21 protein-coding genes are annotated in these 21,691 nt (G+C 49.6%); 18 read left to right on the top strand and 3 right to left on the bottom strand.

Annotation, left to right across the window (positions count from 1 at the left end; translation table 11 throughout):
• Positions 1-127 precede the first annotated feature (127 nt).
• Positions 128-1,927 carry a M4 family metallopeptidase gene (locus BM358_RS17770; RefSeq protein ID WP_028541467.1) on the bottom strand — a complete coding sequence of 600 codons (1,800 nt, stop codon included), beginning with the start codon at positions 1,925-1,927 and terminating at the stop codon, positions 128-130.
• Positions 1,928-2,394: 467 nt separating this feature from the next.
• Positions 2,395-4,173, bottom strand: coding sequence for a M4 family metallopeptidase (locus BM358_RS17765; protein WP_023990117.1), 1,779 nt, complete (start codon positions 4,171-4,173; stop codon positions 2,395-2,397).
• Positions 4,174-4,732: 559 nt separating this feature from the next.
• Here BM358_RS17765 and BM358_RS17760 point away from each other — a divergent pair.
• The 18 genes from BM358_RS17760 to BM358_RS17675 all read left to right on the top strand — a co-directional run bounded on the left by BM358_RS17760 (position 4,733) and on the right by BM358_RS17675 (position 21,194).
• Entirely contained in the window at positions 4,733-5,671 is a 939-nt protein-coding gene (locus BM358_RS17760; protein WP_023990116.1) for a glycosyltransferase family 2 protein, read from the top strand.
• On the top strand, positions 5,668-6,603 hold the full coding sequence (locus BM358_RS17755; RefSeq protein ID WP_023990115.1) for a glycosyltransferase family 2 protein: 936 nt from the start codon (positions 5,668-5,670) through the stop codon (positions 6,601-6,603). Before BM358_RS17760 ends, BM358_RS17755 begins: the two co-directional genes overlap by 4 nt.
• Complete coding sequence (locus BM358_RS17750) at positions 6,600-7,400, top strand: glycosyltransferase family 2 protein (RefSeq protein WP_028541468.1); 801 nt, start codon at positions 6,600-6,602, stop codon at positions 7,398-7,400. Before BM358_RS17755 ends, BM358_RS17750 begins: the two co-directional genes overlap by 4 nt.
• Positions 7,397-8,128 carry a sugar phosphate nucleotidyltransferase gene (locus BM358_RS17745; RefSeq protein ID WP_028541469.1) on the top strand — a complete coding sequence of 244 codons (732 nt, stop codon included), beginning with the start codon at positions 7,397-7,399 and terminating at the stop codon, positions 8,126-8,128. The genes BM358_RS17750 and BM358_RS17745 overlap by 4 nt, the downstream gene beginning before the upstream one ends.
• A 72-nt stretch (positions 8,129-8,200) precedes the next feature.
• Positions 8,201-9,661 carry a glycosyltransferase family 2 protein gene (locus BM358_RS17740; RefSeq protein ID WP_028541470.1) on the top strand — a complete coding sequence of 487 codons (1,461 nt, stop codon included), beginning with the start codon at positions 8,201-8,203 and terminating at the stop codon, positions 9,659-9,661.
• 119 nt (positions 9,662-9,780) lie between these two features.
• Entirely contained in the window at positions 9,781-10,068 is a 288-nt protein-coding gene (locus tag BM358_RS17735) for a hypothetical protein (protein WP_013311765.1), read from the top strand.
• Between the two features lie 29 nt (positions 10,069-10,097).
• Positions 10,098-10,430 carry an alpha-helical endospore appendage domain-containing protein gene (locus tag BM358_RS17730; RefSeq protein ID WP_023990111.1) on the top strand — a complete coding sequence of 111 codons (333 nt, stop codon included), beginning with the start codon at positions 10,098-10,100 and terminating at the stop codon, positions 10,428-10,430.
• A complete protein-coding gene (locus tag BM358_RS17725; RefSeq protein ID WP_013311763.1) occupies positions 10,430-10,780 on the top strand; it encodes a hypothetical protein in 351 nt (116 codons plus the stop codon). The genes BM358_RS17730 and BM358_RS17725 overlap by 1 nt, the downstream gene beginning before the upstream one ends.
• A complete protein-coding gene (locus BM358_RS17720) occupies positions 10,728-11,087 on the top strand; it encodes a FliH/SctL family protein (RefSeq protein WP_028541471.1) in 360 nt (119 codons plus the stop codon). Before BM358_RS17725 ends, BM358_RS17720 begins: the two co-directional genes overlap by 53 nt.
• Before the next feature lie 180 nt (positions 11,088-11,267).
• Positions 11,268-12,359: a CgeB family protein gene (locus tag BM358_RS17715; RefSeq protein ID WP_023990109.1), complete on the top strand. Its 1,092-nt coding sequence runs from the start codon at positions 11,268-11,270 to the stop codon at positions 12,357-12,359.
• 33 nt (positions 12,360-12,392) lie between these two features.
• Positions 12,393-13,526, top strand: a complete 1,134-nt coding sequence (locus tag BM358_RS17710) for a CgeB family protein (RefSeq protein ID WP_028541472.1) — start codon at positions 12,393-12,395, stop codon at positions 13,524-13,526.
• Between the two features lie 60 nt (positions 13,527-13,586).
• On the top strand, positions 13,587-15,248 hold the full coding sequence (locus BM358_RS17705; RefSeq protein WP_028541473.1) for a glycosyltransferase: 1,662 nt from the start codon (positions 13,587-13,589) through the stop codon (positions 15,246-15,248).
• Positions 15,249-15,369: 121 nt separating this feature from the next.
• Complete coding sequence (gene wecB, locus BM358_RS17700; RefSeq protein WP_028541474.1) at positions 15,370-16,461, top strand: non-hydrolyzing UDP-N-acetylglucosamine 2-epimerase; 1,092 nt, start codon at positions 15,370-15,372, stop codon at positions 16,459-16,461.
• Positions 16,454-17,440 (top strand): polysaccharide biosynthesis protein, encoded by a 987-nt coding sequence (locus BM358_RS17695; protein ID WP_025722608.1) that lies wholly within the window; start codon positions 16,454-16,456, stop codon positions 17,438-17,440. The genes wecB and BM358_RS17695 overlap by 8 nt, the downstream gene beginning before the upstream one ends.
• Positions 17,437-18,291, top strand: a complete 855-nt coding sequence (locus BM358_RS17690) for a dTDP-4-dehydrorhamnose reductase family protein (protein ID WP_028541475.1) — start codon at positions 17,437-17,439, stop codon at positions 18,289-18,291. Before BM358_RS17695 ends, BM358_RS17690 begins: the two co-directional genes overlap by 4 nt.
• Positions 18,252-19,250, top strand: a complete 999-nt coding sequence (locus BM358_RS17685) for an SDR family oxidoreductase (protein WP_028541476.1) — start codon at positions 18,252-18,254, stop codon at positions 19,248-19,250. Before BM358_RS17690 ends, BM358_RS17685 begins: the two co-directional genes overlap by 40 nt.
• Entirely contained in the window at positions 19,247-19,963 is a 717-nt protein-coding gene (locus BM358_RS17680; protein WP_028541477.1) for a glycosyltransferase, read from the top strand. The genes BM358_RS17685 and BM358_RS17680 overlap by 4 nt, the downstream gene beginning before the upstream one ends.
• 28 nt (positions 19,964-19,991) lie before the next feature.
• Positions 19,992-21,194 (top strand): glycosyltransferase family 2 protein, encoded by a 1,203-nt coding sequence (locus BM358_RS17675; protein ID WP_028541478.1) that lies wholly within the window; start codon positions 19,992-19,994, stop codon positions 21,192-21,194.
• Here the strand turns inward: BM358_RS17675 and BM358_RS17670 are convergent.
• Entirely contained in the window at positions 21,187-21,573 is a 387-nt protein-coding gene (locus BM358_RS17670; protein ID WP_254348680.1) for a hypothetical protein, read from the bottom strand. The two genes, BM358_RS17675 and BM358_RS17670, sit on opposite strands and share 8 nt — an antisense overlap.
• Positions 21,574-21,691 lie beyond the last annotated feature (118 nt).

The raw sequence follows: 21,691 nt of genomic DNA, 5'->3' as shown, positions 1-21,691 counted from the left end.
AGAAGCCAGGAATATAAGTTGCCAATAATCAACTTCATACTAGAAAAAGGCGTCCCACAGTGGGACGCCGTATACATAAGAGGGAAGGGGGAAAACTTGTAATATCGGGGAAGTTTGTATTTATTACTTATCTCACACCTACAGCGTCAAAAGACTTAATAGCAGAGGTTACGGCTATTGAATTTTCACCATAACTATCTTTGGCCGCTTGGATAACAGCGGCACGCGCGGTGGAGAAGTTAGACGTGGAAGTCAGATAATTGGTGAAGGCATTATAATAAATATATACGGCTGCATCACGTCCGATTCCATCTACCTTGACACCATGGAAGGTGCCTCCTTGTGCCAGTAGATAGTAGGCTTTATTAATAATGCCACTATTAATATGGGCTCCACCATAATCCTCGTTGTTAGGATCAGGATAGAGATTGCTGTAGTGATCGACTTGACCGTATTTGACAGGATCGGAAAGGGAGCGAATGGCGTCGCCCTTAATATTAGGGGTATAAGCGACTTTGCCGAAGTCCCAATTGGTACGCTCAATGTCGTTGCCTATAATATCTGAGATGGCTTCACTTAATGCACCAGATTCAGCGAAATACACGAGCCCTGATGAATGCTCGGTCACACCGTGTGTCAGCTCATGGGCAACAATTTCAAGGTCGCTGCTGAAAGGGGCAAATAACGTGCCGTCTCCGTCTCCGTAAAGCATATGAGTGCCGCCCCAGTGGGCATTATTGTAGTTCTTTGCGCCGTAATGGACTGCCGAAGCGATGGCCATGCCATGCCCGTCAATGCTGTCGCGTCCAAATCTATCCTTGTAATAATCGTAAGTGCGGATAGCGTAAGCGTGGGCATCCACCGCAGCCGGATCTTCCCATACGTTATCTGAATCTGTATACAGGGTGCCGGGGAGCGTCTCGGTGTTGTGGACGTTATAAGTTAGGATTCCTTTACCACGAGTCGTATCCTTTAGTTGATACTTCTTGCCCGAAGCTGTTGTTTCAAATGTTTTGGTATCACCGAATACACCGCGCCCTGTGCCGATCACTTCGTTAAGGATGTCATACTTGAATACGATTTTTCCATCATTAGCGTCAATAAAGTAACGTGTGCGCAGCAGAGTGGGTTGTAAAGTATTAACTTCGGTTACATAGACTAGACGTGTTGAGTCTCCATCGGGATAGATATACAGTTCTGCTTTAGGGTCCACGCTTGGTTCCAGATTGGCAATTTTGGGGATAGAGGATGCAGGCTCTACCGCTTCCAATTTACTGTCCTCCAGTTCAGCTGCTTTATCCAAATCCAAGGAGTCCTTATCAAGAGAGATTGATAATTCATTGTTAGATGCTTTTTCGTAAGTGTCTTTACTTACACTACTTGTATCCTCGTAAGGTTCAGGAACGATTTGGACGGAGGAAGAGAGAGATTGAACCCGTATAGCTGCATCTTCATATGCGGTATATACAGCCTCAGTAGCACTGATTTTTGGAGTTGTATTTTCTTTAGCATCGGCTTGTTGATCTTCTGAAATGACCGCTCCCAAATAAGAGGTGATTTGACCAGACTTGTTTACATGGATGGTCTGTTCGGCTCCAAATACGGGAATTCCGTCTACGTATTGTTTTAACCGATAATGCTTTGTACCAAATTTGTCACTGGTACGATCCACGATACGAAATTGCTCGCGCACATGGGAACCGATGTGGGTATTGTCCAGACTCAATAATGTTTTTTGTTGTCGATTTAAAAAGCTCCAGACCAGATTGTCGCCTGTTACCGTTGAAGGGGACTTCCAGTTCACCGTTTGGAATGTTGGCGTAAACTGAGTCGGATCGGGAACAGAATTTTCAGCTGCGGAGGCCCCCGGCGCTATAGATCCTAATAACATAGCCCCTCCAAGAAGTGAAACCCATACTTTTTTCAATTCATACTCACTCTCCCTAATTAATGTTGGGGTGAAAAACACCCTGTTTGCAGAAGCTATTCGTCATATATGTAAGTCTTGTTGCTCCTTTGAAACGTGAAGAGGATTGAAAAAAATTACCTTATGTAAAATATTAAGGTTTATTTTTTTGCAATCTCATCGTCTTGGCTCTGATATTAGCACAGAGGTTGTCGAACGAGAAGGTTAATTTTACAAAATACCCCAAAATGAATCTTTAGTCCCTGATTTACTGTTTATTTGTCTTATTTAGTCGAAAATGATCGAAGGGACCCGATGAACAAGAAAAGGGCGCCCCTTTGAGGGGACGCCATAAATAAGGGGGGAAGGGGCGCAGACTTGTACACTGCACCCCTATTTTTTCGTCCATTGTATGAGTCAGGGCCAAGTGACAGTTGCACAACGGCAAAGGTCTATGGACGGGATATGAGGATTATAGCGTATATGATTTAGTTTACGCCTACAGCGTCAAAAGATTTGGCAGCTGCAGTTGCTTCTGCTGAGTTCGCACCGTACTGATCTTTTGCTGCTTGGATCACAGCAGCGCGTGCGTTGGAGAAGTCGGAAGAAGAAGTCAGGTAGTTCGTAAAGGCACTATAGTAAATTTGAACCGCTGCATCGCGGCCAATTCCATTTACAGTTACGCCATGGAAAGTACCACCTTGTGCTAACAGATAGTAGGCTTTATTGATAATACCGCTGTTCGTATGAACGCCGCCGTTATCGGAGCTGCCTGTATACAAGTTGGAATAGTGATCTGGTTGATCGTACAGGGTAGGATTGGACATAGAGCGCAGAGCATCGCCTGCAATGTTTGGCGTATAAATATCATCGCCTACAAGCCAATTTTTACGCTGAATGTCATTACCGATGACGTCCGAGAAAGCCTCATTCAATGCACCGGACTCTCCGTAATACTCCAAATTCGAAGTATACTCTGTGACACCGTGCGTAAGTTCATGACCTACCACATCGGGGTCCCCGCTGAATGCGATAAATGTGCTACCGTCCCCGTCTCCATAAGTCATTTGGGAGCCATTCCAGAAGGCGTTGTTGTAACGGCTACCGTAATGGACTGTCGAACGGAGTTGCAGCCCGCGTCCGTCAATGCTGTTGCGTCCAAATTTGGCCTTATAGTAATCATATGTTTTGGCAGCATACGTATGGGCATCCACGCCGGCTGGATCATTCCATACATTATCGGCATCGGTCAGAATGGTACCTGGGATGCTTTGACGGTTGGAGGCCGTGTAGGTCACAACCCCGTTACCGCGCGTTGTATCTTTTAACTGGTAGCTACTTCCGGAAGCAGTTGTGGTGAATGATTTGGTATCACCAAGCACACCTTTACCTGTGCCTGTCGCTTCATTAATGATGTCATACTGGAATACGATGCTGCCATCATTGGCATCAATAATGTAGCGAGTACGCAGTGGGGCAGGTTCTAAAACATTGACTTCTGTTACATAAACCAGCTGCAGGTCATCCCCTTTAGGATAGAAGTACAGATCGGCTTTAGGATCTACTTCTGGCTGCAGATTAGCGATTTTGGCAATGGAACTTTTTTCTGCTTCCACCGCTTCAATTTTGCTATCTTTCAGGGCAGATGCTTTATCAAGACTCAGCTCGTCCTTATCAGTAGATAGCGTTTTTTCGTTGTTAGCTGCTTCGGCGTAAGTGTCTTTGCTTACACTGCTTTGTTCCTCAACATCTTTAGAAATCGTATCGTCGGAGGTAGGGAGGGCTTCAATCCGTGCAGCTGCTTCTTTATATGCAGTGTAGACCGCTTCAGAAGCGCTGATTTTTGGAGTTGTACCTTGCGTAGCTTCAGCTTGCTGATCCTCAGTAACCACCGCTCCTAAGTAAGAGGTGACCTCACCAGATTTGCCCACATGAATAGTCTGTTCAGCTCCATATACGGGAATCCCGTTTACATACTGTTTCAGCCGATAATGGCTCACACCGGACTTGTCGCTTGTGCGATCAACGATTCGGAATTGTTCACGTACACTAGAGTCGTCCGCACCCAGTAACGATTTCTTTTGCCGATTCAAATAGCTCCATACAATGTCGTCCCCCGATACCGAGGAAGGGGCTTTCCATTGCTCGGCGTGAAAGGTCGGTGTAAGCTGAGTTGGCCCCGAAACGGAACTCTCCGCTGATGCACCAGACGCGACAGACCCTAATAACATAGCTCCTCCAAGAAGCGAAACCCATACTTTTTTCATTAAAAATTCACTCTCCTCGATTAATGTCAGGATGAATCATCCTGTCTTGAATAAGGCATTGCGCCATTTATGTAGGTCGTGTTGTCGTCTGGAATAGAAGAAAATGGAACATGAAGAGAAATACCGAAGTGTTTTTCATGAAGCGTACGTGAAAAGAGGGTACTGCAATATGAAGCATGTAGCCTAAAAAGGTGACAAACTCCTCCTTTCCTGTCGTATATAAAGAAAATAGAATAATGGTGGATAATGGAAAAAGTTGTCTTATGCAAAAAAAACAAATGTTGATTTTTTGAACTCCCATCATCTGGCTCTGATATTAGCACAGAGAATGACGGACGAGAAGATCTATGTCACAAATTTATCCAAAATGATTCTTTAGACCCTAATAACTCATTTATTTAATAGGATTAATAAGTTTTGTAAAATAAAGTCGAAAATTGCTGTGTCGAAAAGACTCCACGATTGCCGTTACACACGGCTTTTGGACCGCATAGGTTATGTTGAACTGTCCTAATCATGCTGTCCATCTATACAGCAGGAAGGGAGGTGAGACGGGAGCATGAAGAAGCAGGGAAGAGCTGGATACAAGATCAAACGGAGGCGGCATTCCGGCGCTTACTATCATTCCAAGATGTGGCTGCCGTTACGAATGCCGAACATGCATAAGAATCCGGTAACCCCTGCCATGAGGGAGGTACTCGACACGGAGAGAGGGGCACAGAGCGGAGAAGAGCGACCATCTGAACTGTCATCAGTGGGAAAGTTTTTCGTATCTGTCATTATCCCGGCCATGAATGAGCAAAAAAAAATCGGAGCTGTGATTCGCGAAGCGCGCCGTGTCCATCCACATACAGAGGTTATCGTCGTTGAGAACGGATCACACGATAGAACGGCGAAGGTGGCAGCAGCGGCGGGAGCTCGTGTACTTTCTTTCCCGGAACCGCTCGGACATGATGTTGGCCGTCGTATTGGAGCGGAGGCAGCATCCGGACAGATCCTGCTTTTCCTGGATGGGGATATCGTCATTCCCTGCGTTAGACTCCGGCCGTTTATACACGCCATATGTGCAGGGGCGGATGTGGTGCTGAATGATTACCATGGACCTGTGAATCGTACGCCCGTACATCCTGTAGTGGAGGCAAAGCATGTATTGAATATCTTGTCGAATCGTGCTGATTTAGGGGGAGCATCTATGACTGGCATTCCACACGCCATAAGTCAAAAGGCTCTAAAGGAAATAGGTCTAAAGCCCTTGGAGAAACCTCCTTTATTTCAAGCTATGTCCATCGCCTCCGGGTTACGAGTGGTGACTGTATATGGAATAGCTGTCGGTAAAATAAATGCGACACGTAAAAAACAGAACGGCAAGGACCCGCTGGCAGATGTAATTGTTCAGGATCATCTGGATGCCATTGCCTGGCTTACATCGCGTCTGGGAACGCGTGCGGGATATACGGATTTGGGGCGCAAACGGATCAGAGACGAGGTGAAACTGTGAGTAGACAGTATCGCAGAGGGAAGCGTGAAGAACCGAGCTGGGGGATCAGACGTGTTCAGCGAAAACGAGGAACGACGACTTCAATGCATAGCCGTAGGGTGAGAAAGCCCACACCTCGGGCGAAAGGAATGACCGAAGTGACTCCGCCTGTGGAACGCGAAGTTCCGGGAGATATTGTGTTACAGGGAACGGCAGCGGCTGTGGTCAGCGCCTGTAATGAAGAGTCAACGATTGACCGGGTACTGGGTGAGCTGGAAAAACTTCCATTTACGGATATCATTGTCGTATTGAACGGCTGCACGGACGGCACGCGCTCCACCGTAGCCAAACATCATCCCAGTGTGACTCTCGTCAACGTGCCGGATCGACTGGGGCATGATGTTGGCCGTGCAGTAGGTGCGCGTATGACGCAGGCTGATATTGTGCTGTTCGTGGACGGAGATTTGCCGATTCCAGCATCTGATTTGTTACCTTTTCTCCACGCGGTGGATCAGGGAACGGATGTTGCGCTTAATGATCTGGGCAGACATTTGCCGCCCTATGCCCAGCAGGACAGCGTGACACGGTGCAAAGCATTCCTGAATCGCGTACTACGCAGGCCGGATCTGGGAGCAAGCTCATTGACTGCCGTACCGCATGCCTTATCTCGGCGTTTACTGGATCAGCTTGGCTCAGCCGTGCTTGCCGTACCGCCAAAAGCCCACGCCATGGCAATTCTGCATGGCATGATCGTGGCGGCAGTACATGCTGTCGATGTCATTAAAACAAACCGTAAGCGGACCTTCAATGTTGGCAAAGGGAACGCTATGGAACAGTTGATCGTCGGTGATCATGCAGAGGCACTGACGGCGGTGTTTCAGGTAGCCGGGTATTCCCCGCTCGGGCCTGTTCCAACACGGGTAGACGTTGCCAAAGGGAGGAATGCACAATGAGTCTGACGAGCATCATTATTCCGACTTATAACGGCCTGCATCTGTTAAAGCCGTGCATTGAGGCGATTCGGACACATACGATAGATGTACCGTATGAAATCATTGTTGTGGACAACGCTTCGAATGACGGAACGGATGATTTTTGCGCATCCGAGCGGCTGATCAGCATACGTCTTCCTGAAAACAGAGGCTTTCCAGCAGCATGTAATACGGGGCTCCGGCTGTCTTCCGGTGACCAGTTCGTTATTTTAAACAATGATGTGACGGTTACGCGGGGATGGCTATCGAATATGTTGGCTGCATTGCAGAGCGAAAGCATAGTGGGATTGGTGGGACCGGTGACGAATTACGTCAGCGGTATTCAGCAGATACACGGATTAGAAGGAGATTTGGCCAGTTGTCTGAGATATGCGGAGCAGAATAATGCAAGTAATCCCTCCAGATGGCAGGAGGTCAAGCGGTTGGTCGGATTTTGTTTGCTGTTCCGGCGCGATCTGATGGAACGGATCGGATTGCTGGATGAACGGTTCAGCCCCGGACATTATGAGGATGACGATTATTGTCTACGCGCACGCGTGCATGGCTACAAGCTGCTCATGTGCAACGACTGTTTTGTCTATCACGAGGGGAATGCGAGCTTCTCACGCTCGGAAACTTCCTGGATGGAAGAGCTGATCGAGCGGAACTATCGTTTGTTTATAGAGAAATGGAGTATAGATCCCAGAATGTTCATCGAAACTGGAAACGCTGGGGTTGTATGCACTGAACATGCTGTCGAAGGAGGAAGGAAGATATGAAAGGGGTTATTCTCGCAGGAGGAACCGGATCGCGCCTTCATCCGTTGACTACATTACTCAACAAGCATCTGCTTCCGGTCGGCAAGTATCCCATGATCGTATATGGTATCGAGAGGCTGCGACAGGCGGGGATCACCGATATGCTTATTATTATTGGTAAACAATCGGCCGGACTGTATACCGATTTTTTGGGCAGTGGCAGCGATTATGGTGTCCAACTGACATACCGGATTCAAGAAAAGGCGGGCGGCATTGCGGAAGCACTCGAACTGGCAAGAAGCTATATGCAGGCAGAAGAGAAATTCACTGTTTTGTTAGGTGATAATTTGTTCAAGGAAGACTTGGGACCTGTGATCGAACGGTTCAAGCAACAGCCCCCGGGGAGCGCCAGAGTGTTGTTGAAAAAGGTGGCAGATGCTCGTCGTTACGGGGTACCCGTATTTGATCCTGAGCGCCCGGAGAGCATTATGCGGATTGAAGAAAAGCCACAGCATCCCCAATCCAAATATTGCGTTACGGGTATCTATATGTACGATACTGCCGTGTTCGATAAGATCCGGCAAATTACACCTTCGGCACGCGGTGAGCTTGAGATCACGGATGTTAACAACTGTTATGCCGCTGAAGGCAAGCTGGAATATGATATTTTACGGCGTTATTGGAGCGACGCAGGAACCTTCGATTCCCTCCAGGAAGCTGGAGTGAAAATGAAAGGACTTCTACCCTGATCTCAATGAAACACCATCCGGCCGGGCCAGGCATATAGTATAGGCATAATGCCACCCGGAGGAGTGAACGGCATGAAACGCCTGAATATGCAAAGGAAACACAGCAAGCGGCTCGGAAAGAAAGGCTATTGGTCAGGATTTAAAAGGGGCCAGGAGCAAGGCAACAGGTTGGGCCAGGCTTCGTTCGGCAAGGTTTTTGAAGGCGTCAGTATTATCATTCCGTCCTGCAATCAGCTTCAACAGCTCCGTGCATGCATTCACCGTATTGAGGAGAATACGAGCCATCCTCACGAAATTATTGTGGTGGACTGCGGCTCGACGGACGGGACATCCACCTATTTGCTCCGTAAAAGCATCGCTGTGCGTTATGCGCTGTTAAAAAAGGATGTTCAAATGATAGGTAGCCTGAATCAGGGGCTGATGATGGCAAAAGGCACAACTATTGTGGTACTGGATCAAAACTCCATGGTGACCCCCGGCTGGTTGGATCGGTTGTTAGCGTGTTTATACAGCGATCCGCGTATCGGTGTTGTTGGGCCTGTAACGAATGGTCCATTCAAAGAACAGCAGATTGAGGTTCCTTATATGAACGAAAATGGAGCACGTCAATTTGCCATGACCTACAATATGCCTAACCCGGATGCATGGCGAGAGACCGAAAGCTTAGCCGGATTTTGTTTATTGCTGCGCAGAGAGACACTGGAAAAAACGGGCTACTGGGACGAAGGCTGCCACAGTACTCAGGAAGCCCATGCAGATTGGCTACTGCGTGTGCGTTTGTTGGGGATACGTATGGCAATTGCTGGAGATGCTTTTATCCATTATGAGGAAAGAGATCGGGATACGGTGTATGCTTTTCCTCAAACGACCGAAAAAAGCGGTTCAATGGAGGAAAGCAGCCGGAACCGATCCTTTTTTGTACAAAAGTGGGGGGACGCGGATAAGCTGTTCCACAACCTGAAATTCAGTACAGCGGAGACGGACGGCCAGATATCAACAGGTAACGAAACACACGTATCAGCGGCAAGCTTTTATCCCATCGGAGCGGTTGTTCAGGGACCGTCTGGAGCAGTATTTCGGTTAGAGCCGGGAAGAAGGCGGTATCTGCATGGAGTCAGTGCTGCGGGAGGTGAAAATGTGCGCCCTGTTAGAGTGTCTCAGCTGGATTTGTTGGTGCTTCCCTTGGTAGGGAAGCCGGAGGCCACAGTTTCCGGCAGCATTGATGCACCTGTAGCTGAGCCGCCAGAGGAACCTATTCCTGTACTGGCGGCTCCCGATCTGGAGAACATGTCCATGCTGCCCACACTGAATATACCGGCTCAACGCAAGCGATGGATCGAGGTATTGTATGCTGAGGGCGGGCAACTGTATCAAATCGGTAACGGCTGGAAAAGGCCGTTCCTTACCCTGTACGCTGCGATGAGCTGGCGGGCAGAGGACTACCGAATTCAGTTTTTGTCTCCCGGAGATTTGTCGGCTTTGGTGGAGAAGCAGCCTATTATTGCTCCACCAGTGCTGCGCGGGCATCTGTAATGATCTGAATAGGCGCTTTTAGGCGGAACCGACTACTCGCTGCGGCATACGCTGTAGTAGCGGAAAGCCCGTAGGTAATTCGTGCGTTCCGCACGGCGGAGCACATAAAGGAGGGGCTTATGCATAACGAGTTAGATGATTTGCTGATCCACATTTCGCACTCGCAGCAGCAGATGTCAAGGTTGTTGGATGCGGAACGTCAGGTGGTTGTGCGCATGGCGCAGATCATACATGAACTGCCAGATGAGGAGCCGCGTTTTGATGGAATTCCGGGCATTCTCGACAGCTCGGGACAAGTAAACAAAAGCATTGTGGCCTATCTGAACGGTATTGCCGATCTTCAGGAAGCAATGGCTGAAATGCTCGTTCGTGTCGTGAAGGAAACGGCATACCCGGAAGAGGAGTAACGTAACAACCGAGGGCAGGGAGTGAACACATGAGTAGGGAACAAGCAATGATTCACATGCTGGACGCAGCCTCCAAAATGCAGCGGAATGTGTCTATGATTCTGGAGGCCAAGGCGGTCGAAGCAGAAAAAGTGCGTAATTGGGCGCTGAACCATCTGGCGCCCCACGCCTTTGAAACCGATGAAGAACAGCTGGGACGACCTTTGGAGATTCACGAGCAAATGGTGGAAATGCTGGAGGGATTAACGCGGCTTCAGACTGGACTTTGCAGCAATCTCAAAGCATTGCTGGATCAGGATGAGCAGCAGGGTGGCGGCATGGAAGGGATGATGGGAGGAATGGGCTCGGGGGATATGAACTAATGAGCATGAGGCGTGAACGTGAGATCAAGCTGGATATGATGGAGTCTATTGCTGCCAGCCAGCACGCCGTTGCTCGGATGCTGACCAGTCTTGCGGACTTGACGCCCCATGCGGATATGTCGGCTACCCGTCTGGAAGAAACCATTCGTATACTCAGCAACTACCAGGGAGAAATCACGCAAATGTTGGCGGGTATTCCATTAAGACGACAGGTATATGGGAAACCGACTAAGCCGTGGCTCCATGTGCCTGTTCAGAAAAATGAAACCACCACGAGAAAGCAAAGGAGGAATGAAAATGAGTACAAGGTGGGAACGCGCCACTCGGGACAAAGCCCGCAAAAGACGTAAAGATGCCCGGCGTTCCAGCATGCGGAGATTAAAACGGAGAAGAAGACGTCTCCTTGCTCTAAGACGCCGTAAAAGAGGACTTCATTCTGCACGTAGAAGACATCCTCTTTTGCGGCGGCGGAAAAAACCTCAAGCTAACCCGGCGGCAGCCCCTTCTGCGGACAATCCACAGCCCGGGACTGTTGTATTGGAGCATGATCCGCAGGCATTTCAGCAGGGATATGATGCAGCTTACAACGAGGGTTTCAATTCAGGCTTTGCCAAAGGTTATGAAGATGGACACCAGCTCGCTTACAAAGCTCAGTAAACTGTGCAAATCATCTATTACTGTTCTCCCCCGAAGCTAACAGCTTTGGGGTTATTTGCGGTTCGGCAGTTGGACGGGCAAACGCCAATTTTGTCCGGGCAGTGGCAGTCGTCCATGATGCGTTTGACCCCTCCGCATATAGTTTAGGAGTGACAGAAGTTTATCCCACAACAGGACAGGGTGAAGGATGTGAACGATCAACAAAGCGGAAATGAACGCGAAGCGTACCGATGCGGCTATCGGGAAGGACGCAGAATGGGCGGTTGCACGGCTGCTCTGTCACAGGTCGTGGCAATACAGCCTGCTGTTCGTCATTTGAAAGTGTTATATATTCCGCAAGGTTTCGCAGCTATAGACACAGGTGTGCAAGAGGCATTAGGTCAAATATGCAGCTCATGCGCCATCGGTACGCCTGCTACGATGCTAGCTGACGCCGAGGCTCAACGTCCAGACCTCGTGCTGGTCATGAACGGGCTGCATGTTTTTCCGGCGGATCATCTGGAGCAGGTACAGCAAATACGAGCCCTAGGCATTCGGACGGCCATATGGTTTGTAGATGATCCTTACTTTACGGAGGATACGGCGTTGATTTGTCAATCCTACGATGTCGTATTTACGCACGAAATTTCTTGCCTGCCGTTTTATCGCGATCAGGGAGTAACGAGGGTTCACTATTTGCCGCTGGCTGCGTCAACTCGTATCTTTTATCCCCGGCGGGTAGAGCGGGAACATCAGCATGATATTTGCTTCATTGGAAATGCCTTCTGGAACCGTGTGAAGCTGTTCGACTACCTTGCTCCCTTCTTGGCGGACAAAAGAGTGCTGATCGTAGGTGGGCACTGGGATCGGCTGACCCGGCGGGATGTGCTGGAACGCTTTATCCGTCCAGGTTTTATGGAGCCGGAAGAGACCGCTCAATATTATAACGGCTCCAAAATTGTCATCAATATGCACCGCCCGACAGACCCCGGACTGGATAATCGGAATACACACCAGCTTTCAGCGGAGTCCATCAATCCTCGGACATACGAAATTTCTGCTTGCGGCACGCTTCAAATGACGGATATTCGGAAGGATTTGAGCCGTTATTACCGACCAGGCTATGACATTGAAACCTTCTCTGGAGCAGAGGAGCTGAAAGTGAAGCTGGACTACTATCTCAAGCATGACTGGGAACGCGAACGCATGGCCTGGCGCGCATTGTACACGACTATGCAAAAGCATATGTACTCCAATCGTATGGAAGAACTGCTGGACAAGGCGATGGCCTAAAGTAAACACCATAAACAGTGAGGAGTGAAAGTGATGACGATATCTACGACAGGACCGTATGACCCGGCTGTTCACCAGACGGCGGCAGCCTCCTGGGAAAGGGGGAGAATTGCGGGAGTGCATGACGGATACGACGAAGGATATCTGCGCGGACGTGCTAACGCAATTGTTGGGCGGATGAAAGCAGTTTTCCCTTTTCGACAAATCCATGTACTGTATGTCGTCTCCGGCAAAGGCCTTCCGTATTCTCCGCTGGATGAGGCGGTCATTACCACGTTGCAAAGCATGACGGCTCAGGTTACCGTAACAGACCCACGTCAGCCGGTAGGAGATATTGCCGCTCAGCTCCGTCCGAATCTGATGCTGGCACTGGATGGAATGGATCTTCCGTTGGAGCAGGTTACTGCGGTACGCCAGTTGGGCATCCCCACCGCCATCTGGCTAACGGACGATCCGTATTACACCGACACGACGACCAAAATCGTTACGAATTATGATTATGTGTTCACGTTAGAAATGAACTGCCTGGAGCTGTACCGTCAGTTGGGTTGCACGTCTGTGCACTATTTGCCCTTTGGGGCATTTCTGACTCACTATTTCCCACTCAGCTCGCCCGCTTCGGTACGACGTGAGATTGGGTTTACAGGCTCAGCCTACTGGAACCGCATCTATTTCTTCAATCCGATTATGCCTCAGCTCATGGCCCGTAACATTAAAATCAACGGAATCTGGTGGGATCGTCTCCCGGATTATCAGTTGTATGGTGACAAAATTGAGCTGGGTCGCTGGATGTCTCCGGTCGAGACCAATGATTCGTATAACGGCAGCAAAATCGTAATTAATCTTCATCGTTCCCATCAGGATGATTCGGTGAACAACAACTCACTGAAAATTCCAGGGGCTTCGCCCAACCCGCGCACGTTTGAAATTTCTGCCAGTGGCACGTTGCAACTGACAGATACAAGAGATGATCTGGCTCGTTTTTACAAGCCGGGGGAAGAGATAGAGACCTACAGCTCTCAGCAGGAACTGCTGGAGAAGGTTGAGTTTTATTTAACGCATGAAAAAGAGCGCCATGAGATTGCCCTGCGTGCTCTGGAACGAACCCTGCGGGAGCACACCTATGGTCACCGGATTGACCAACTGTTATCGGTCATATTTCCATAAGGTGATTCACACGTCCGATGGTTGCTATTTTAAAGGAGGTGAACTCCGATCAAGCCGAAAATGATGCTATTCAGCCATGTTAGCAACGTCCGCAGTATTACGGGGGCAGAGAAACTGTTATTGCAATTTTGTCTAGACATGCGTACGTACTTCGATTGTATTCTCGTAACGCCTGGTGAAGGGCGGCTGACCTCAATGGCCCGCAAGCGCGGAATCACCGTTCTGACACAGAACCTGTTCATGCTGCATGGCATGTATACCCCATATGAGGGATTGGCGCAAGATGCGGAGAATTTGCGGACCCATGTGGCGTATGCACCGTTGTTCCAAATGCTTCGGCATGCTCGACCTGATGTGGTGCTGGTCAATACCTGTGTGAACGTCATGCCTGCAATGGCTGCCCAAGAGCTTAATATTCCAGTGATCTGGAAAATAACCGAGGTCATTAACCAGAATGCGCATACGCCCGTTTCTGTTTCTATCATAGAGCGCTATAGCCAATGGGTCATCGGCATTTCGCAAGCTGTAATGCGTCCTTTGCATGGTGGGGGACTGACACGTCCGCATACGGTGTTGTCTCCCTGCCGGGATATGGATATGCCGTCTCCCAAAGAGCATGTGCTGGAACGGAGAAGGAAACGTGAAAAACTGGGGCTGCGGGATTTTCATATTTGCATTGGTTATATTTCTTCCTTTATCTACGAAGCCAAAGGGCTGTTACCTTTTGTCCAAATGGCTCTAAAGCTGTGCGAAACCAATTCGCGGTGTCGTTTCTGGATCATCGGCAGCTCGGTGGATTCGGAATATTACGTAAAATGTGTCTCTTTAATCCGCCAATCTCGTTATAGCCGCCGCTTCCAGTTCAATTCATTCGAGGAATCCGTGTCAACGGCCTATAGCGCAATGGATATTGTTGTGATCCCAAGTATGGTGGAGGAAGGCTTTGGCCTGACCGCCCTGGAAGGGCTAGTTTACGGTAAGCCCGTGGTAGCCTTTGCGCAGGGTGGACTTGTGGAATTGATGGAGGCGACCGGAAATACAGATTTTTTGGTAGAGCCGGGCAACAGCGACATGCTGGCGCAAAAAGTGGGCTATCTGCTCGATCATCCCGAGGAAGTGGAACGGATTGGTGTGCGTAACAACAGCGCGGCTACACGTGTATACGGACCTGATTCCTACCGAAGCAGTCTGCACCTCATGGTCAGTCAATGGGTATGTCATCATCCGCATTGGTTCCCGTTGATTCAGCAGCCAGGTGGACCAGTATGGACGAGGGAAGGCGAAGGACTGCGTCAGGTCACTGCTATACCGGAGGGATATACCAGCACGATTCGAGAATTTCCCGAATCGGTGGTGTGTCAACTGCCTGTGCTGGGTCTGCCGCCAATCGAATATGCAGCCATTCAGGGCTTGCCACAACCACCATCCCCTTTACCTGAGTCACCGCCCGAATTGCTCCGCGGCAAGCGTAGTGTTCGGGCGAGATGGCCAAAGGGCCGCAAGCGTACCAGATTGCGGAATCGCAGGTATAAGAGAAGCGGCGGCAAGAGTCGCCTCAAGAAAATTCACGGGTCCCCGTTGTCGAAGGGACTTTATCCGAAAACCAAGTCCAGACAGAAGCTCAAGCGGAAATTCAAGCACCGGTCACGACGGCACAACGCGCACAAGCAGAAGCGAGTCACACTCAAGGCTGGACAGCATACAAAACAACGGTCCGGGTGAATCTACGCCGGACCGTTGAGATGAACGTTAAGCTGGAGCACAGCCAGTCTGCTGGATGGCTATCATTCATTGAACGCCACAATTCAATGAAACAACGACAGCAAAGGTGGGTTCCAAAACCATGAAAATATTGACCGTGCTCGGCACAAGACCGGAAATTATACGGCTCAGCCTGATCATTCCGAAGCTGGACCGCCATGCAGATGAACATGTGCTTGTGCATACGGGCCAAAATTACACCGAAAGCCTGAGCGGGCAGTTCTTCCGCGAGCTGGGACTGCGTGCCCCGGATTATGTACTTCAGGAGAAAGCGGGGACACTGGGCAAACAGTTGTCCGTCATGTACTCGCAGATGGAGGATATTTTAAACAAGGAACGCCCTGATCATGTGTTATTGCTCGGTGATACGAACAGCGCCTTATGTGCCTTGCTTGCGGAACGTATGGGTTACCCGGTCGTGCATATGGAGGCGGGGAACCGCTGTTATGATCTGGATGTGCCGGAGGAGAAGAATCGGCGTGTCATTGATGCAATATCTAGCATTAATATGCCTTATACGGAGCAAAGCAAGCAGCACCTACTACGTGAAGGCTTTCCAAGTCAACGAATTATACTGACTGGAAATCCGATCTACGAAGTGATGCAGCACTATAAGAAAGAGGTATCGGACAGTGGAATTTTGAAAAAGTTGGGACTGTCGCCGGGAGAATATTTCCTGGTCACTGCTCACAGAGCTGAAAATGTCGACCATCCACCGCATTTGCTGGCTATTTTAGATGGTCTTAACCGGGTAGCCCAGCAGTTCGGGCAGCGGGTCATTTGCAGTATTCATCCCCGCACTGCCGCCCGAATCGCAAGCCATCCGCCGATCCAGCTTGACCCGCTAGTGGAATTTCACGAACCGTTCGGTTTTTTTGACTTCGTTCTGCTGGAGCGGCATGCCCGCTGCGCTTTGACGGACAGTGGTACCGTACAGGAAGAATGCTGTGTCATGGGGGTACCGACGGTTACGATGCGCCGGACGACCGAACGGCCGGAAACAGTAGATTGCGGCAGCAATATCGTGTCTGGTCTTGATGGCGAGGTTATAGCAAACGCGGTAGCCATAATGACCGGGATGACCCATAAGTGGCAATGTCCTGCGGGCTATCTGGCGGAAGATGTGTCGGATAAGGTAGTTAAATTTCTGCTTGGAGGGAAACGGCATGTTTGAAAACCAACGTATCTTGGTTACCGGCGGTACCGGCTCCTGGGGGCATGAGCTGGTTGCCCAGTTACTGCCGCGTAACCCCAAAGAGGTCATTATCTTTTCACGTGGAGAATCCAGTCAGGTTGCCATGAACAGGCAGTTTGAGGATGAACGACTCAGCTTCTGTATTGGAGATATTCGGGATAAGGATGCGCTGACTACCGCTTGTCAAGGAGTGGACTATGTATTTCATTTGGCAGCGCTCAAGCACGTTCCCGTCTGTGAGGATCAGCCCTATGAGGCACTCAAAACCAATGTCGTAGGCACCCAAAACGTGATCGAGGCCGCTGTTGCCAATCAGGTAAAGAAAGTCATTTATATATCGACTGACAAGGCCGCAAATCCGTCTAATTTTTACGGGATGACGAAGGCGATTGGAGAAAAACTGATTGTTTACGCCAATCTGCTGAATAGCGATACACGTTTCGTGACGGTGCGCGGCGGTAATGTTTTGGGCACAAACGGAAGCGTGGTGCATCTGTTCCAAAGCCAGATTCGCCAAAAGGGCAAGGTTTCGATCACAGATATGAACATGACCCGCTTCTTCCTGACCTTGCGTGATGCGATCAGTCTCCTGTTCAAAGCCTCGGTGGAAAGTGTCGGCGGGGAAATTTTTATTATGACCATGCCAACCTGCCGTATTGTGGACTTGGCTGAGGTGCTCATTGAGGATTCAGGTGTGGAAAACGTAGAAATTGTAGAAAAAGGTGTGCGTCCCGGCGAGAAAATTCATGAAATTCTGATGAGTGACTTTGAAAGCCTGACGACGGTAGTCTATGACGAGCAATATTTGGTTATTCTCCCAACGCTGAATATTCCTCAATTAAAGGACCGCTATACTCAGTGCCCTCCGGTGTCGTTCAGCAGCTTTAGCTCGGAGTTCAATTTGATGTCCAAAGAGGAGATTCGCAGCATTCTCCAAAGCGGGGGGTTCATCAAATGAAGCTGCTTATTTTGGGTGGTAACGGCATGGCGGGCCATGTTCTGGTTAAGTATTTCCAAAACCAGAGCGGGTATAACGTGTTCTACACCACCCGTGATCCCGAAAATAAAGGCGGTCTGCTGCTGGATGTAAAGGACAGCTTTATGGTGGAGCAGCTGGTACGGAGTGTACGGCCAGACGTTATTATTAACGCGGTAGGCGTACTGAATCAGCATGCTGGGGAGAATCAGATCGCAGCATACCAAATCAATGGATTGCTGCCACATCTTCTCCGGCGAACAGCGGACAGTATCGGTGCCCGACTGATTCATATCAGCACGGATTGCGTATTCGAGGGAAATCGGGTACCAGGTTTATATAAAGAGACGGATCAACCCGATGGGACAAGTGCCTATGCTTTGACGAAAATACTCGGAGAAGTAAAGGCAGCAGGACATTTGACTATCCGTACCTCCATTATCGGGCCGGAAATTCGGCCGGGAGGCATTGGTCTGCTGCACTGGTTCTTGCAGCAGAGCGGAGACGTTAACGGGTATCGCCGGGTCTTTTGGAACGGGGTTACGACGCTGGAATTAGCGAAGGCGATACAGGTGCAGATGAATGAGCCGCTGGACGGACTCATTCATCTGGTTCACCCTGAACCGATCAGCAAGCATGATTTGCTGCTGCTGTTCAAAGACATCTGGAATAGGGAGGATATTCGGATCGTGCCGAAAGATGAGCCGGTGCAGGACCGGACGCTTCGTTCTACCCGGGCCGATCTGCACTACGATGTTCCTCACTACAGCATCATGCTGAAGGAGCTGCTGGAATGGACGGAAGCACAGCGGAACAACGTCGGCCTGTCATAGTCATTACTGGAGCGGCGGGCTATACCGGGATGCATGCCTGCCGCCATTTTGCAAAGCTCGGCTGGGAGGTAGCGGCGCTGACTCGCACTGTCGCTTCCGTCTCAGAACTGATCTTACTGGCTCGCGATGATGAAAATAACAGTCCAGAGGCGGAGACCCGTAACTGTATTACGCCTTATGTGTGTGACTTGCTCGACAAGAAACGTCTGGGCGAAGTCATTAGACAGATTGCTCCGGATTATGTGCTTCACCTGGGTGGTAAAAATTCCGTCCCTGAATCTTGGCAGAGTCCCCTGCTATACATGGAATCCAATGTACTGTCCACCCTGTATCTGCTCGATGTACTGCGACCTTTCCCCAAAGCTAGAATTGTCGTGGCGGGCTCTCGGCTAAAGACGGCTTTGCAGGCTCCGTATCATCCAACACATCCATACAGCCTTAGCAAAAGCCTTCAAGAGGCAGTCGCGCTCTCGTGGGGCGCGCTGTTCGAACAATCCGTTATGCTGGCAGAGCCTTGCAACTTGATCGGTCCGGGTCCATCTACCGGATTTTGTGCATTACTCGCGGGGTATATCGTTCAGACGGAACGTCTGGAGGGGCAGTCCGTAACTGAAACTGCCCCGTTCCGGGTATCTTCCCGACATGCGCAACGTGATTTCCTCGACGTTCGTGATGCCGTTCGCGCATACGGTGTGCTATTGGAACAGGGGGTGCCAGGCCGAGTTTACTCGGTCTGCACAGGCCGCATTGTGGAACTGGGCAATATCGTGGAACGTATGATTGCGCTGGCCAAAACATCTATTCCCATACAATGGGGGGATGTGGAAGAGTCAGCATCCACTGAGGCATACCGTGCGAAAGAGCTGGAGGACATGGGCTGGAAGCCGACCATACAGCTGGGGCAATCTCTGGAGGATATGATTCAATACCGCCGAGCTGGAAAGGAAGGAACGATATGAGACCGAAAGTAACGATCGTCATTCCCTTTTATAACTGTGCATATGTGGATCAGGCTTTGCAAAGTGCACTAGAGCAAACTTATGGGCCCCTCGAGATTATTGTTGTCGATGACGGGTCCACGGAACATGTTGATATGCTTCAGGCCTATCTTCCGTATATACATTATTTGGGCAAATCCAACGGTGGAACAGCCAGCGCCCTGAATCATGGTATCCGACATGCCAGCGGGGAATATATTGCGTGGCTCAGCTCCGACGATACCTATCATAGGGACAAAATTAATAATCAGGTTTCTTTTATGGTGGAAAACGGTGCGTACATCTCCCACACCAATTTCAATTTCATCAATCAATACAGCCAAGTCACAAGCTACCAGGCAGCCGCCGTGTTTCCGTCTATGACGGAGTTTTACCGTTTTTTTCAGCAAGGAAATCCGGTTAATGGATGCACGGTTATGTTTAAAAAGGAGCTGTTTGCACATATCGGTTTGTTTGATGAACTGCTACCGTACACACATGATCTGGATATGTGGTACCGAGTAATGATAGCGGGATATCCATTTCCTTTTCTGAACGAGTCCTTGGTTAACTACCGCTGGCATGATGAAATGGGAACCAAAAAACATTGGCCCGCTGTGGAGCGGGAGTACAACATAACCCAAGCGCGTTATCGAGATCGCTTCAGTCAGGTATTGAGCGGTTTATCCTCATGAAGCCGAAAGTCTGTCAGGGGGGATTGATATGGTAGATACGGGGATTGTTATGCCACTGTACAAACAGGATATCGGCTATCTGCAAGCTGCGATCTCATCCGTACTAGCCCAGAGCTACAGGGCATTTCGCTTCATCATTGTTATTGACGGAGCGCCGGAAATGGTGGGGCCAGCGCTCCACGCAGCAATGGGAGACCCGCGCGTTCAGTTGGTTACACTCCCTCAGAACAAAGGAGTATCCCACGCCCTTAATCGAGGATTCGATGAGTTGTTTAAAGATCCTGCGATCAAGTATGTGACCTGGGTATCCAGCGACAATGTTTATAATTTTTCCTTTATTGAACGATTGCGGCAGGAGCTGGAGCAGGGACCGGACTCACTCGGCCTTGTGTTCTCTACTTTCCGTCAGGTTGACGCATGTGGGAACCCGTTGTATGACGAGCAGCATCAGCAAGCTTTGATCCGGTACCAAGGCCAGCCGCATCATGAATTGCTGAATGCCAGCATTGTCGGGGTTTCATTTATGTACAAAAGCAAATATGCCCGCCTGATTGGCGGCTATCGGCTGCAACCAGTTGAGGATTATGATTACTGGCTGCGGCTGACCGAGACGTGCAGCATGAAATTCATCCCGGAGATCCTGATGGATTACCGGGTGAATTCCACATTTAGTGTATCGGCCGGCCTGCACAGCCAGAAGGAGCACCGACGCTGGCGGCACGCATTCCAAATCGCCAAGCATGAGGCGAGAGCACGTCGGGGCATCCCACTTGAAATGACGATTTTAATGCCTGTCACGGCTATGGCTCAAGCTGAACCATTGCTGGATAATCTGCTGGAGCAGCACTACAGCAATTGCGTGGTACGGTTGCTGGATTTAACGCCAGAACAGGGAGCCGCCGCTTTCCTGTCGATGATGCTCGATCCTCGGTTAATCGTAACGCCACGTCAGCATTATTCGGTCCAGGAAGCACTGGTTCAGGCTATTGGTGAAACAACGACACGCTTTGTTGTATGCTTCGGTGTCAAACCATATATTGCCGTGACGGATTTGCTGTATCTGACGGATTTGTTGCGCCCATTACAGGATACACATGCCTTTTCCTACTATACAGATGACCACTCAACCATCGGTAGCGGCCGAGGGGTTCAGTCCGTACCGCCGGAATGGAATTACGTGTATTACACCCACAGATTGCATCAAGCACTGGAGCAGGGCAACTTTAAATAACAGGAGACAGCGCCGGGATTGTGGTCAGTTCCGACTGAAGAACACGATGCTCCTGTACAACATTACCAAACTGATCCAGTCCAAAGTTGGAGAGCACAACATTGGAAGGTGCAGCGGAGACTACGTTGTATTGTACCTCGTAGGCAAGGACCCCTTGCACAAAGAAGGTACGTCGGGCAACAGAGTTTACAGGTAAGTTAACCGATGTCACGTATAAGGGGATCTTGGTATCCGGTACAAGCGAGAAAAAAATTTGGATGGTCACGGTTGCCGCGTTCACTGTATCCTCGTTGACCAAATTTACAACGACATTGGAGCAGGCAGTACCGAAATCTCTAGTGTTGGTCATATATCCGGTTGTAAAAGCCAATCGAATCATCCTCTCAAAAAACAGAATATTGGAAAACCCCTGAAGGGATGCTTCTATACTATGAATCTATTGAAAAGAAAGCTTGTATGGTTGTCTGTAGACTGTGCTGAAAAAAGTACATTTTAAT

Origin of the sequence: Paenibacillus sp. cl130 (genome assembly GCF_900116035.1) — a bacterium.
GTDB lineage: Bacteria > Bacillota > Bacilli > Paenibacillales > Paenibacillaceae > Paenibacillus > Paenibacillus polymyxa_B.
The sequence above is the reverse complement of the archived record's forward strand: the minus strand, read 5'-3'. Positions and strand labels throughout refer to the sequence as shown.

Excerpts from the sequence above, each read along its gene's own strand:
- wecB (WP_028541474.1), top strand. The coding sequence starts at position 15,370 with ATGAAAATATTGACCGTGCTCGGCACAAGACCGGAAATTATACGGCTC.
- BM358_RS17730 (WP_023990111.1), top strand. The coding sequence starts at position 10,098 with ATGAGTAGGGAACAAGCAATGATTCACATGCTGGACGCAGCCTCCAAA.
- BM358_RS17685 (WP_028541476.1), top strand. The coding sequence starts at position 18,252 with ATGGACGGAAGCACAGCGGAACAACGTCGGCCTGTCATAGTCATTACT.
- BM358_RS17760 (WP_023990116.1), top strand. The coding sequence starts at position 4,733 with ATGAAGAAGCAGGGAAGAGCTGGATACAAGATCAAACGGAGGCGGCAT.
- BM358_RS17740 (WP_028541470.1), top strand. The coding sequence starts at position 8,201 with ATGAAACGCCTGAATATGCAAAGGAAACACAGCAAGCGGCTCGGAAAG.
- BM358_RS17695 (WP_025722608.1), top strand. The coding sequence starts at position 16,454 with ATGTTTGAAAACCAACGTATCTTGGTTACCGGCGGTACCGGCTCCTGG.
- BM358_RS17725 (WP_013311763.1), top strand. The coding sequence starts at position 10,430 with ATGAGCATGAGGCGTGAACGTGAGATCAAGCTGGATATGATGGAGTCT.
- BM358_RS17750 (WP_028541468.1), top strand. The coding sequence starts at position 6,600 with ATGAGTCTGACGAGCATCATTATTCCGACTTATAACGGCCTGCATCTG.
- BM358_RS17670 (WP_254348680.1), bottom strand. The coding sequence starts at position 21,573 with ATGATTCGATTGGCTTTTACAACCGGATATATGACCAACACTAGAGAT.
- BM358_RS17735 (WP_013311765.1), top strand. The coding sequence starts at position 9,781 with ATGCATAACGAGTTAGATGATTTGCTGATCCACATTTCGCACTCGCAG.
- BM358_RS17720 (WP_028541471.1), top strand. The coding sequence starts at position 10,728 with ATGAGTACAAGGTGGGAACGCGCCACTCGGGACAAAGCCCGCAAAAGA.
- BM358_RS17690 (WP_028541475.1), top strand. The coding sequence starts at position 17,437 with ATGAAGCTGCTTATTTTGGGTGGTAACGGCATGGCGGGCCATGTTCTG.
- BM358_RS17765 (WP_023990117.1), bottom strand. The coding sequence starts at position 4,173 with ATGAAAAAAGTATGGGTTTCGCTTCTTGGAGGAGCTATGTTATTAGGG.
- BM358_RS17675 (WP_028541478.1), top strand. The coding sequence starts at position 19,992 with ATGGTAGATACGGGGATTGTTATGCCACTGTACAAACAGGATATCGGC.
- BM358_RS17745 (WP_028541469.1), top strand. The coding sequence starts at position 7,397 with ATGAAAGGGGTTATTCTCGCAGGAGGAACCGGATCGCGCCTTCATCCG.
- BM358_RS17680 (WP_028541477.1), top strand. The coding sequence starts at position 19,247 with ATGAGACCGAAAGTAACGATCGTCATTCCCTTTTATAACTGTGCATAT.
- BM358_RS17710 (WP_028541472.1), top strand. The coding sequence starts at position 12,393 with ATGACGATATCTACGACAGGACCGTATGACCCGGCTGTTCACCAGACG.
- BM358_RS17705 (WP_028541473.1), top strand. The coding sequence starts at position 13,587 with ATGATGCTATTCAGCCATGTTAGCAACGTCCGCAGTATTACGGGGGCA.